Origin of the sequence: Halalkalicoccus sp. CG83, assembly GCF_037081715.1 — an archaeon.
In the GTDB taxonomy this organism is placed as follows: domain Archaea; phylum Halobacteriota; class Halobacteria; order Halobacteriales; family Halalkalicoccaceae; genus Halalkalicoccus; species Halalkalicoccus ordinarius.
This window is the reverse complement of sequence record NZ_JAZDDH010000001.1, coordinates 658,265-670,820: the sequence shown is the minus strand read 5'-3', so window position 1 is coordinate 670,820 and position 12,556 is coordinate 658,265. Positions and strand designations below refer to the sequence as shown.

At 66.1% G+C, this 12,556-nt stretch carries 12 protein-coding genes; 6 read left to right on the top strand and 6 right to left on the bottom strand.

What is annotated here, in order from left to right; genetic code table 11:
- Window positions 1–69: 69 nt before the first annotated feature.
- Window positions 70–1,302, top strand: coding sequence for a digeranylgeranylglycerophospholipid reductase (locus tag V0Z78_RS03455; RefSeq protein ID WP_336343226.1), 1,233 nt, complete (start codon window positions 70–72; stop codon window positions 1,300–1,302).
- 368 nt (window positions 1,303–1,670) lie between these two features.
- Entirely contained in the window at window positions 1,671–2,072 is a 402-nt protein-coding gene (locus tag V0Z78_RS03450) for a universal stress protein (protein ID WP_336343225.1), read from the top strand.
- A 125-nt stretch (window positions 2,073–2,197) separates the two neighbouring features.
- On the opposite strand, the gene V0Z78_RS03445 is transcribed toward V0Z78_RS03450, so the two are convergent.
- The 4 genes from V0Z78_RS03445 to V0Z78_RS03430 all read right to left on the bottom strand — a co-directional run bounded on the left by V0Z78_RS03445 (window position 2,198) and on the right by V0Z78_RS03430 (window position 5,635).
- A complete protein-coding gene (locus tag V0Z78_RS03445) occupies window positions 2,198–2,506 on the bottom strand; it encodes a hypothetical protein (protein ID WP_336343224.1) in 309 nt (102 codons plus the stop codon).
- Between the two features lie 411 nt (window positions 2,507–2,917).
- Complete coding sequence (locus V0Z78_RS03440) at window positions 2,918–3,907, bottom strand: sulfite exporter TauE/SafE family protein (RefSeq protein WP_336343223.1); 990 nt, start codon at window positions 3,905–3,907, stop codon at window positions 2,918–2,920.
- Window positions 3,908–3,909: 2 nt separating this feature from the next.
- Entirely contained in the window at window positions 3,910–4,074 is a 165-nt protein-coding gene (locus V0Z78_RS03435; RefSeq protein ID WP_457852009.1) for a DUF7512 family protein, read from the bottom strand.
- A gap of 73 nt (window positions 4,075–4,147) precedes the next feature.
- Window positions 4,148–5,635 (bottom strand): FAD-binding oxidoreductase, encoded by a 1,488-nt coding sequence (locus V0Z78_RS03430; RefSeq protein WP_336343221.1) that lies wholly within the window; start codon window positions 5,633–5,635, stop codon window positions 4,148–4,150.
- 149 nt (window positions 5,636–5,784) lie between these two features.
- On the opposite strand from V0Z78_RS03430, the gene V0Z78_RS03425 reads away from it, so the two are divergent.
- The gene (locus V0Z78_RS03425; RefSeq protein WP_336343220.1) at window positions 5,785–6,696 is read left to right on the top strand and encodes a helix-turn-helix transcriptional regulator; all 912 of its coding nucleotides are present in this window, start codon (window positions 5,785–5,787) and stop codon (window positions 6,694–6,696) included.
- Window positions 6,697–6,761: 65 nt separating this feature from the next.
- On the opposite strand, the gene V0Z78_RS03420 is transcribed toward V0Z78_RS03425, so the two are convergent.
- Window positions 6,762–7,811, bottom strand: a complete 1,050-nt coding sequence (locus V0Z78_RS03420; protein ID WP_336343219.1) for an LLM class flavin-dependent oxidoreductase — start codon at window positions 7,809–7,811, stop codon at window positions 6,762–6,764.
- 130 nt (window positions 7,812–7,941) lie between these two features.
- Between V0Z78_RS03420 and gfo6 the strand changes: the two genes are divergently transcribed.
- Complete coding sequence (gene gfo6, locus V0Z78_RS03415) at window positions 7,942–9,018, top strand: D-xylose 1-dehydrogenase Gfo6 (RefSeq protein ID WP_409338664.1); 1,077 nt, start codon at window positions 7,942–7,944, stop codon at window positions 9,016–9,018.
- Window positions 9,019–9,099: 81 nt separating this feature from the next.
- Window positions 9,100–9,234, top strand: coding sequence for a hypothetical protein (locus V0Z78_RS03410; protein ID WP_336343218.1), 135 nt, complete (start codon window positions 9,100–9,102; stop codon window positions 9,232–9,234).
- A gap of 509 nt (window positions 9,235–9,743) precedes the next feature.
- Here V0Z78_RS03410 and V0Z78_RS03405 read toward each other — a convergent pair.
- Entirely contained in the window at window positions 9,744–10,640 is an 897-nt protein-coding gene (locus V0Z78_RS03405) for a bile acid:sodium symporter (protein ID WP_336343217.1), read from the bottom strand.
- Between the two features lie 386 nt (window positions 10,641–11,026).
- Here V0Z78_RS03405 and V0Z78_RS03400 point away from each other — a divergent pair, with 386 nt between their 5' ends.
- Window positions 11,027–12,529, top strand: coding sequence for an O-antigen ligase family protein (locus V0Z78_RS03400; RefSeq protein WP_336343216.1), 1,503 nt, complete (start codon window positions 11,027–11,029; stop codon window positions 12,527–12,529).
- Window positions 12,530–12,556 lie beyond the last annotated feature (27 nt).

Sequence of the window (12,556 nt, the reverse complement as noted above, 5' to 3'; positions counted from 1 at the left end):
CGAGTCACACCGAGTCGTGGCCCGTATGCAAGTACCAAAATTCATAACCGGGAGAGGTATTGGACAGGTATGAACGACCGGTTCGACGTAGTCGTCGCCGGCGCCGGTCCCGCCGGCGCACAGTGTGCTCGAGACCTGGCCGCGAGGGACTACGACGTCGTGGTCCTCGAAACCGAGTCGGAAGACGGGTTCCCGCGCCAGAGCAACAAGTCGACCGGCGGGACGTTCCCCTCGATGCTCTCGGCGTTCGGGATCCCGAACGAGGTGGTGATGAACTTCACCGATGACATCGTGATCGAGTCCCCGAACGAGCACCTGGTTCAGCAACAGGCCGGCGGCGTTCTCGACTTCGGTGCATTCAAGAACTACCTCGTCAACGACGGCCAGGAGAAGGGCGCCGAGTACCGGTTCGACGCCCGCGTCTCGAACCCGATCACGGAGGGCGGCGAGATCGTCGGCGTGCAGTACAACGGCTCCAAGGAGGTATACGGCGAGATCGTGGTGGACGCCACCGGCCCCGCCGCACCGCTCGCGAAGGCGCTTGACGTGAGCGACCTCAAGCGGGAGAAGCAGGCGATCGGCATCGAGTACGAGTTCGAGGGCGTCGATCTCGACGTGGAGGGGTACGCGGATCTGACCGACGCGATGATGCTCCGACTCGACCACGAGTTCGCGCCGGGCGGCTACTCCTGGATCTTTCACACCGGCGAGGACACGGCGAAGGTCGGCCTCTGTTACATCCAGAACGAGAGCTACCAGCGGTACGCCGACACGCGCCGGACGGTCGACGGCTACCTCCGACACTGGCTGGACACCGACCCCCGGTTCCGCGACGCCGAGCGGATCGAGGGGCGACAGCACCGCGGCTCCGCACATATCCAGGGTCCCGGCGGCCTGAGCACGGACAACTTCATGGCGATCGGCGACACGGTGCCGACGATCGATCCGCTGTGGGGCGAGGGGATTCACAAGGGGATGCGATCCGCGCGGGCCGCGGCGATCACCGCAGACCAGTGTCTCATTCCCAACGAACCCGACACGTCGGCCGAGAACGTCTCGCTCTACGACGACCTCTGGCACACGGAGGTCGCGCCGAAGATGGACGCCCGGCTGATGCTGACCGAGATGCTGTATCTCGCCCCCAACGATCGCTACGACACCCTGCTTCGGGATCTCCAGCGCCTCGATGAAAACACCATGGCCGAGGCGAACCAGGGGGACAAGCTGGCGCTCGCGAAGCTCCTCCACCTCGATGACCTTCCGCTGCTCGCGCAGTTCGCGAAGTACCGGCTCCGGCGGTAACGCCACGCCCCCCGGCTCGCCCGAAGAGGAGGCCTCACCGGATCGCGCTCGACGCCGGAGCGGTGGAGATCGGCGGCACGCTTGAGCGAGGATCCCGAATCTCGTGTCCCGACCGGTTTTGGCCATGACAGCCGACGGATCGATCGATGACCGAGAAGGGGAGTCCGGACTGGCGGCGTCGGACACTCGACCGGTCGACGCCGCACGCCGACGGTAGCCGAGGGCCCGGATGCGACGGATTCGAGGCCTCGGAACGGCCGGTCGTAGGCGGGTTGGTTGACCGATTTGTTCCAGAGACTACCAATATATGGTGTAGAAAACCGTTCAAGGGGAAGATTGACGCTCGTGGGGAGAGTAGCAGGGAAGAGATGGTACGCCTTATCGTCCCCGTTCGCTACCCGCTGACGCGCCGGTCGAAGCGAACGCTCTCGGAGGCGTTCTCGATCGCCCAGGATCACGAGGCAGCGATAACCGTCCTCCACGTCAACCTCTATCAGAACGGCCGCGGCATCACCCAAACCGAACTCCAAGGCGCCGTACAGGCCGAGTTCGGCAGACTATCCGGAACACAGTACGTCGTTCGCGCGGGGTTCCTGCTCGAGGAGACGATCATCGACGAGATCGTCGGCGAGAACGCCGACATCGTCGTCGTCGGCGAGAGCACCGCCTCCCGCTGGCGGCGGCTCCTACGGCGGGTGTTCTCCACGACGGACGTCGAGACGGCGCTGCGGGAACGCCTCGACTGTCCGATCGTCACCGTGGCCGCGTAGACACGGCCCGGACGAGTCCACGTTGTTACGGATGCCGGTCGCGAAACGCGCCTTGACCGGTGTCGAACGGTCCCGTGCTCCCGATCGGCCCTGTCCCGAGTTCCGTCGGTCCGTATCTCGGAGTCCTACCTCGCGGCGTCGCCCGGCCCACGTACTCGTGCCCGTTCGAACGTCCGTTGAACGTGAGCCGCCGTCACCTCTATCGAACTCCCCCAGATCGTCACCGTCGCCGCATCGTCGGTCGGCTCCCACACCACCGAGAACCGCTTTCGTTTCCCTTCGGGCGGGTCGTGCTGGTAGATCGTGATCGTGTCCCGGTGCTCACTGATCCACTGGGCGAGCACGACGACCCCCGTTCTCGTCGGCAGCTCCCCCTCCGTCTGCCGGATCCAGTCGTGGGGCGGCCACAGTCGCGGATATCCGTTTCGGATCATACGTTCGTCGTACCTGTCTCCCCCTCTGTAGGTCGCCTGTATATCCTTTCTGTCCGATAGTCACGGCAGGCCGATCCGGTTCGAGGCAGGCGACTCGGCGGTCGGACCCGTCATCGTCCGAACGCGTGGGCCCGAAACCGATTCGCACAGAGCCGGAGGGGACCGTCGTCCTCGCGGATCCTGCGTACCGTCACGGACTTACGGTGTTGGTTCTGTGGGATGGTATCGTAGGATGAGTCTTTCTACCAACGGAGTGACCAGTCCCGGCGGTGCCCGTAAAGCGAGCCGAGGACGCCGGTAGGACGTTCACACGGACCGTCGAGAACCTGATCCCGTACTCGTAGCTCTCTCGCTGGCAGTTCGATACGAACGGTTTCGAACGGTGTATACCGAGGGGATCGAGTGATTGGGTTAGCGGATCCGTAGCGAACGACGCTCCCGATTCCTCCCGGACGTCGTGATCGACGCACGGACGATCGCACCGCTGACGAGCACTGCAGCGCCGAAGACGAGAAGCGCGCTCGCGGCCTCGAGCGTCTCGACGTCGTATGCGTGACCCACCCGTTTGCCCGCGGTGGCGACGCTTCCGGCGAGCAGTACGACCGCGAAGTACTCCTTGACGTCGGCCTCCTCTACGAGCCGCGTCGCACCGGTACCGATGCGTGCGCCGAGGGCGCTCCCGGCGAGCAACGCGGCGACGACGGGGACGGCGACGCCGTCCGACAGGGCGTAGACGAACGTCCCGAACGCGCCCGAAACAGCGATCTGGAGGATGCTGGTCCCGGCGGCGACTCCAGTGGGAACGCCGAACCCGTAGATCATGGCGGGGAGCAGAAGAAACCCCCCTCCGACGCCGAGACAGCCCGAGAGAACGCCGATTCCCAGACCGACGGCGAGAACGATCCACACCGAGACGGTGGCGCCACCGGATAGTGACACCGTCGGTGGGAGTTCGATGGACCGAATCTCGGCTACGATTCCGGTCGGCCCGGCATGGGTATCGTCGGTACGAGCATCCCGGAGCACGAACAGCCCGACCGCACCGAGGAGTACGACGTAGGCGACGCCGACGACGAAGTCGGCGCTGCCCAGCCCCTCAAGCAGGAGAACGACTCGCGTGCCGATTCCGACGCCGAGCGTCATCCCGAGGGTCATCAACGCCGCGAGCGTGTAGTCGATCTGGCCGTGACGACGGTGTCCGAGCGTCCCGATGACGCTCGTCCCGAAGACGAACGCGAGTCCGCTTCCCACGGCCGTCTTCGCCGGGTATCCCAGCACCAACAGCGCGGGAGTCACGAGGAACGATCCGCCCATCCCGAAGAACCCGAAGAGGATCCCGATCAACAGGCCGAATCCGGCGAAGAGGGCGACCGTCGCGATGCCGAGCCCGAGGATCTCCACGGTCAGTTACCCTCGAGCAGGTCCCGGGCGATTCGGCCGGCGATCCGGGTCAGCGCCCCGTAGCCGACGTACAGCGTGATCGCTTCCGCCAACACGAGCCCGACCGTGACGACGGCCGGTCCGGATCCGGCGGGCACGACCGGGCGACCGCCCAGCCACGCCGCCATCGTGATCACCGCTATCACCGATACGATCGGAAACGGCGACGACCGCCACGGGACCGCCGAGCCGCCGTCGTGATCACCCATCGCTCGCCCCGCCGTCGGTCCGTGCGCGGCCGGACGGTGTGACGTTCTGGTTGAGGCTGAAGAGGTTCGTCGGGTCGTACTCGTCCTTCAGCGCGACCAGTCGCTCGTACGTCGATCCGAACGTGGTCCGCATCACGTCCTCGCCTTGCTCGAGGAACCCCGGGAAGTTCAGGTAGACCGACCCGTCGGAGAACTGTCGCATGTCGTCGAGACAGTCGCGCACCCACTCGACGTTCGCGTCGTCGTCCTCCGGGCGTTCCCAGTTCGCCTCGACGCCGAGCAGGAACGGCGCGTATCGCCCCGCGAACGCGGTGTCTTCGGCGTCGATTCGAGCGATCTCGCCGCCCAACTGCCAGACGTCGATCGTCGAGAGCGGCGAGGGAGCGACGTCGGTCCAGTAGGCGATTCGATCGATGGCGGAGTCCGACAGGTCGTCGAGGTACAGCGACTTCCAGTAGTAGCGCATCCCGTCGGGGTAGTCCTCGTCGAAGAGTCGCTGGAGTTCCACGTACGGCATCGTCCCGCTGAAGTCGGCGATCGGTTCACCCAGCTCCCGCAGGGGCCGCAGCGCGCGCTCGCCCTCCTCCGCCGGTCCCGCGTGACAGCCCACGATTCCGATCTTCCGTTCGTCCACCACGTCCGACGGGAACAGTTCCTCGTCGGGCATCACGCCTGCCAACGTGAGCGTGCTGACCTCCGCGGGTGCCGACGCGACGTACTCGCGGTAGGCTCGCAGACGCTCGGCCATCCGGTCTGCCGAGTAGAACACCAAACAGGTGGCGACCTCGGGCCCGACCTCGTGCAGATCGAACTCGAAGGCCGTTACGACGCCGAAGTTGCCGCCGCCGCCGCGGAGTCCCCAGAAGAGCTCCTCGTGCTCGTCCTCGCTGGCCGTCAGGTAGTCGCCGCCCGCCGTGACCAGGTCGACGGACGCGAGGTTGTCACAGCTCAGACCGTGCTTGCAGCGGAGGTGCCCGAGTCCTCCACCCAGCGTGAGCCCCGCGACGCCAGTCTCGGAAACGAGACCGCCCGGCGTCGCCAGTCCGAAGGCCTGGGTCTCGTGGTCCACGTCCGCCCACGTGGCGCCGGCCTGGACCCACGCGGTCCGTGCCTCGGGGTCGACCCGCACGCCTCTCATCTCCGAGAGATCGATGACGAGTCCGCCATCGCACACCGCGGTCCCGGCGACGTTGTGTCCCCCGCCCCGAACCGCTACGAGCAGGTCGTTCTCGCGCGCGAAGTTCACCGCGGTAATGACGTCCGCGACGCCACGACACCGTGCGATCAACGCCGGGCGCTTGTCGATCATCCCGTTCCACACCGCGCGAGCGTCGTCGTAGTCGGCGTCCTCAGAACGGTGCAGCCGTTCTGATGGGCTCACAAGGGCTTCGCTCTTTCGAACGTCGTCGGGACGAATCAGATCGCCGTGGAATCCGGCTTCGAACCGTTCGATCCGCTCATTGGAGACGTGGTGTGCCATACGAAAACGAACGACAGCATGGCTGTTGGCCTCACCCATCGAGTAGGGTTCGGCGTCGAGAGCGCCGTTTCAGCCAGTGAGACGGGTTCCAGAGCGCGTACGGGATAGAGTTACTACCCGTGATATCCTCTCTCTAGGGAGTGAGCCTCATGGTTCGTGACCAAGACGATCGATCGGATAACGATGGCCGTCCGCCGCCGGGTTCGCCGATCTTCGAGGCCATCCTGGAAAACGAACGGAACCGTCGGTATCTCGGCCAGCGCTTGGACGCCGCGGGCGACCGCGTCGATACGGACCTGCTCGGCGACATCGTCCGCCACGGTCCGGTCCTCGAAGCGCTCCTGGGGGAACCGCTGGATCGCAGGGAGATCGAGGAGCGACTCGACGTCTCACGGGCAACGAGCCACCGCTACACGCAGTGGCTCGACGAACAGGGGTTCATCGAGAAGGTCAACGGTCGATTTCAATTGACCTGGCGCGGCGAGGTCGTCGCGGGAGAGGTACTCCGATTCGAAGCGAACGTGCGAACCGCACACAGACTGACCCCGCTGCTCAACGTGATCTGTGAGGATCATCGGGAGTTCGTCGTCGAACCGTTCGTGGACGCGACGATAACCGTCGCCGAACCGGACGACCCCTACCGGCCGGTCGAACGATTCGTCTCGCTCGTGGACGAGTCGGAGACCTTCCGGGGGTTCAATACGACGCACATGGCACCGCTCGTCCTCGGCGGGTTCCACCACCAGATCTTCGAGGAGACCGATACCGAGCTCGTCTATCTGCCCTCCGTTATCGAGAGGCTCTTCGAGACGTACCCGGAGCGCGCCCGAGAGGCGATCGATCGCGGGCACCTCGCCCTCCGAACGCGTGAGGACCTTCCCTACGGCCTCGCCATCTTCGACGAGCGCGTCGGGATCGGTGGCTACGACGAGATCACCGGACTCATGCGGGTGTTCGTCGATACGGATTCGCCGATCGCGCGTGAATGGGCCCATCGGGTTTACGCCTCGATTAGAGCGGACTCCGATCCGCTCGACACGAGAGCGGATCTATCGCGGTAACGCGATCCCGAAGTGGGCGGAATCGTCGAAGCTTTCGACGGGCCCTTCGAACGGAGGCGATTGGCTCATCCCTCCGATGCGCCGACGGCCTCGGCAAGGAGCTCGTCCGACCGGAGAACGTCCTCGTGGTCGGCGAGCTGGCTCATGACCACGACCTCGTCGACACCCGTTTGAGTCGTCATCTGACCCAACAGCTCACGCACCGTCTCGGGACTGCCCGAGATCGCACGCGGCCACTCGTCGGGTTCGACGGCAGTCGGCGTCGGATCGGGAACGCCTCCCAGTTCGTCGATCGCTTCCTCGACCGAGTGGATCGGCGGCCGGTCGGTCTGTCCACGTTCGAGTCGCCGACGCGAGGCCTCCGTCGTCGCGCGCAGCCGGGCGGCCTCCTCGTCCGTCTCCGCGCAGGTGACGTTGACGGCGATGGCACCCTTCGGCTCCTCGGGGCCCGCGCCGAACGACGAGGGTTCGAACCGCTCCCGGTAGACCTCGAACGCCCGCACCGCCGGCTCGGGCCTGATGAACGCGGCGAAGCAGTACCGCAGTCCTAGCTCGCCGGCGATCGCGGCGCTCGACGGGCTGGAGCCGTGCACCCAGATCTCCGGAACGCCGTCGCGCGAGCGAGCGAGGCTGAGTCGGTCGAACGGGTGGTCGTCCTCGAACCCGTCGTAGAGATGTGAGGCGACCTCCTCGATCTTCTCGGCGTGGTCGTCACGATACGCCTGCTGGTTGCGGTCCTCCCGGAGCGCGTGATCCGAGACCGGATCGCCCGTCGCCCGGCCGACGCCGAGATCGACGCGACCGGGCGCCAGCGCGTCGAGGACGCCGAACGTCTCGGCCACTTTGTACGGGCTGTAGTGGTTGAGCAACACCGTCCCGGATCCGACCCGAATGGACGAGGTCTCGGCCGCGAGGTGGGCGGTCAGCGCTTCGGGGGTGGTGCTCGCCAGCCGGTCGGTGAAGTCGTGGTGTTCGGCGACCCAGAACCGCGAGTAGCCGAGGTTCTCGGCGCGACGGGCCCGCTCGGTCGTGTGCTCGAACGCCTCGGTCGCCGTCCCGCCCTCCGGGATCGGTGCGAGATCGACGATCGACAGTCTGGTGGGCGAACCGTCCATTGGTAGGCGAGACGACGAGGAGCCATCTGAATGTTCGGTTACCGTCTGCCGAGTCTGGGTCCTCCTGGGATCGGATCGAAATTCGAACCCGGATCCGAATTACTTTACCGCTCTCGGGAGATACGTCGATATGGACCTGGGAACCGGAGTCGAGGGCTTTCTCGAGCGCGACTGGCAGACCACCGACGAGGGGACCGTTCGGCTCGCGCTGATCGGGCTGGGCTGGTGGACCGTCGACGTGGCGATCCCCGCCATCGAGGACACGGACCTCTGTGAGACCACCGTCCTCGTCAGCTCCTCGACCGAGAAGGCCGAGGACCTCGCGAGCAAGCACGAGGCCGAACGGGGCATCAGCTACGACGAGTTCCACGACGGCGCCGCCAGCGACGACTACGACGCCGTCTACATCGCGACGCCGAACGCCTTCCACCTCGAGTACGTCGAGACGGCCGCCGATCTGGGCAAGGCGGTCCTCTGTGAGAAGCCCCTCGAGGCGAACGCCGAGCGCGCCGAACGCCTGGTCGAGAGCGCCGAGGAGGCGGACGTCCCCCTGATGACCGCCTACCGAATGCAGACCGAACCCGCGGTGCGCCGCGCGAAGGAGCTGGTCGAGGCCGGGTTCATCGGCGAGCCCGTGCAGGCCTACGGCGCCAACAGCCAGCCGCTGCTGGAGATGATTCCCGACCCCGACCAGTGGCGCCTGGACCCGGAGCTGAGCGGCTACGGCACCAGCGTGATGGACCTCGGCATCTACCCGATCAACACCGCGCGCTTCATCCTCGATCGCGATCCGGTGTCGACGACGGCGCGGATGTCCTCGCCGAGCGAGGAGTTCTCGGACGTGCCCGACGAGTACGCCTCGTTCACGCTCACCCTCGAGGGCGATCTTCCCCTGCTCTGTACGACGAGCCAGAACGCCCAGAGCGACACACAGCTCAAGCTGATCGGCACCGAGGGGCAGATAGAGCTCGACCCGGCGTTCCACGGCGAGGCGACGCTGCACCTCTCGAAGGGCGAGGTGCGCGCCGAGATCGACGCCACGGAGTTCACGGCCACCGAGGAGATGCGCGAGGAGTTCGATTACTTCGCCGATCGCGTGCTCTCGGGCGAGGGGATCGTCCCCGACGGACGCCACGCCCTCACGGACATGTACACGATCCGGGCGATCCACGAGTCCGCCGAGAACGACGAGTCCGTGGAGATCTAGCGCCGATCCGGGAGCGAAGCCGCCCTCGGTCGGCGCCGCGACGAAAAGGATTAATAGTGAAGAATACGTTGGTGGAAGCGCATGTACGACATACAGTGCGAGGACTGCGGTCAGATCGGATTCCACCCGTCGCGTATCGGTGCGGAGTCGCGGGCCGAACACCACAACCACGACACCGGGCATACGTGTACGATCGAAGCCATGGAACTCACCTGATCGTCCCGTTGCGACGCGACACGTACACCTGATTCTGCGTCCGTCGAGGTCACGAGTGACGTCTCCGGTGTACTCGCGATCACGTCCACGCTACCCGAGGAGGTGGCGACGTCGCGACCTGGGGACCCCTCGTTCGGCCGATCCGTAGACCGGAAAGTCCGGTTCCGGGTCGTTCCGGAGCCCCGGGAACGGGCGCGTGACCCAGCAGGGGTCGCCAGCCAGCGCCTCCTGCTAGTTGATGGCCGACGCGGAAATGCCGAGCGTACGCGCTGCGTCGGCCGATTGGACGCCTCTATGGACCGATGCGGCGGGTTCGTGGGTTTCGGTAGCGAACGTGGTGTCGACGGGATCGTGCGGATCGGACGAGGTCTCGATCCACGCTGTTTTCGGGGGAACGCGCGTGAAAACGCGGACATGATCCCAGGACGGGTGAAGGAACACGCAACCCGCGGTCCGCTCAGTTCGAGCCGTCCCTCGTCACGGAAATCACATCGAGCCCGGTTCGTCGTTCACGCGAGGTCCGCGACGACCGCGCCGACGACCTGTTGGAGGACGTAGTACGTGACGACCACCACGACGACCGTCGCCGACGCGTAGGCGAACGCGATCACCAGCGCGATGCCGAGGTTCTTCAGACCGCCGGTGAAAAAGAGCGGGAGATACGTCGAGCGATCGACGCCCGCGACGTGGCCGGCGAACCGGACGAGAGCAAACCCGCCGCCGAGCAGGAGGAGCACGACGGCGGAGACGGCCCCGAAGCCCGCGGCGTCGATCGCCCCGACCTCGACGCTCGCGATGCTCGAGTAGATCAACACCAGGATCGTGACGCCCGAACCCCGATCGACGGCGGTCTCGCTCACCAGGCGATCGGGGATCACGACCAGGAGCCCGACGCCGCCGACGACGATCACCAGCAAATCGAACGCCATCGACTCGACCGGGACGACGGCGCGCCGATCGAGGAGGGCCGAGAGTACCGCCGGGGTGAGCAGGGGTGCGACCCCGAGCGAGCCGATCGAGGCCAGCGCGGCCAGCTTCGAATCGCCGCCCACGAGCCGGGTCCAGACGATCGCGCTTCCGGCGGTCGTCGGCGCGGCGAGGACGATCGCCATCCCCGTCAGGGCGTCCCCGGCGAGCAGCGCGTCCGCCGCGCGGATTCCGCCGAACGGCAGAAGGACGTACGAGATACCCAGCGAGCAGAGGATTGCGAGCCCGTAGGAACGGCTCTCGACGTCGGCGACGCTGACGCCGCGAAGCGAGCCGTAGATCAGGAAGACCACCAGCGGCGTGACGAGCACGTCCGCGTACCGTCCCGGCCCCGGAACGACGACGCCGAGGGCGACCGCAGCGAGCACTATCCCGACGTTCTCGAACCGTCGCAGTCCGGCGACGAGTCGCGCCTGCATACCGTTCATCCGGCCCCCGGTGCCATCCGTGCCATCGTTGAACGGGATCGGTCCTGTATCCGTTGATCCGCCCGACTCGGCGACCTCGTCGTCACCGCCGGCCAGCTAACTTATTACTGGAGGTACTGTTCGTGCATCTGGATTCGTCGCCCATCCGGCGGCGAACCCCGTATCGCGCGCCAATCAATCAGCCTGATCGTGGATACCACCCCCGTATCCCGACTCTCAGCACTCAACTCCTGCTTTCGCGACGTTATCATCGAGTTCGCGCCTCGCACGTCGGTCCGACGTCCGCCCGTCGAGATCGAACGTCCGTTCGACGGCACGCGAGCGGATTCACCAGTTGATGCGAAGTTACTTTGTGGATGTATACGAAACGATAGATGATGGATCGGGTCGTCAATGGTCTCTTCGTGCTCGCCCTCGGCCTCGCAGCGCTGACCTGGGCGACCGAGCCGTTCAGGACCATCCACCTCGTTCTCGTCTACCTCCTCGTCGCGGTCGTCGCGTGCAACCAGTACGACCAGCGCGCGAACGAGGGGATCTCGATGCTCTTCTCGATCCAGGTCGCCATCGCCTTCGGGCTCGGGATCGTCCTCCTCGCGCTCTCGCTCGGCGGGCTGGGGGTTCGTGTCCTTGAGGGCGTCCTCGTCTTCTCGCTCGTCCTCGCGTTCGTCCTCGTGCGCGACGACCTCCTCGCGTTCGCCCGGACGAACCTTGCCTACCTGCTCGCGTTCTCGGTCGTGTTCGGGATCTTCCTCGGTCACTCCCTCGGGTTCGTGGCCGACTCGTCACTCGGACTGTTTCCCGTCTACGCGGGGTTCGTCCTCGCGTTCAACCTCTTCTGCCTCCCCCGCTACGTCGACGACGACGCGGTGCTGTGGAGCGTCGCGAGCGTCGCGGGCTTCTTCGCGCTGCTCGGCCTGCTCGTGATCGTTCGCGGGGAGTTCACGTGGTGGCTGTTCGAGGTACGGATCTGGGATGGGGACGCCTCGCCCTGGTTCGTTGACCGCGAACTCCCGGTCATCCGATCGGTGTTCGCGAACCCTAACACCCTCGGCGTGCTCCTGTTCGCCGGTGCGGTCACGGCCGTCGCCGCCACTCTCAGGACGCTCCGATCGGGGTGGCCGCTACTGGCGATCCTCCCGGCGGGACTGCTCGCGCTGAACGGCCTGGGTCTCTACTTCACGGACAGCCGGGCGAGCATACTCGCGGCCGCCGTCGCGGTCGGTGTCTACGTCGCCGCGGCGTTGGATCGGCGGCTCCTCCCGGTCGCCGGAATCTCGACGGCCGTCATAGTGCCGGTCCTGCTGCTGGGCATCTACGTCGGTGTCATCCCCATCGACCCCGCCAACCGGTTCGAGCTCTGGCGCGCCGGCATTGAGGCGGTCCGGACGGAGGGTTCGTGGCTCGGAGAGGGAATCGTGGGCACCCGCGGCGTGATCGAACCCTATCTCGCTGACGGCGTCGGCAGCTACAGCGTCCACAACTCCTACCTCTCGATCTTTATCCGCATCGGACTCCTCGGCGGAATCGCGTATCTCGTGCTCGTTCTCGGTCCGCTGGTCCACGGGCTGGTTCGCTACGATCGGGTGAACGTCGCGATGTTCACCCTCGCCGTCGGTTTCGCGATCCACCAGCTGTTCGAGGGCTACACGTTCTACCAGTTCGGCCCCGGTTCGATCGTCGGCGCGCTCGCCGTAGGCTACGTGATCTCGAGCCTCACCCCCGACGGCGGACTGCCCGTCGGAACGACGGCCGAAACCGAGACGAACGCACCGACCGAGGAGCAGTCGGATTCGAACGCTGGGTGGCCGGACGCCGAGCCGTTCGGCCATCTGCGAAACCAGTACAGAAGGGACGCGGACCGCCACGACGACCGTCCATGACGACGCGCCGTCCTCGATACTCGTCGG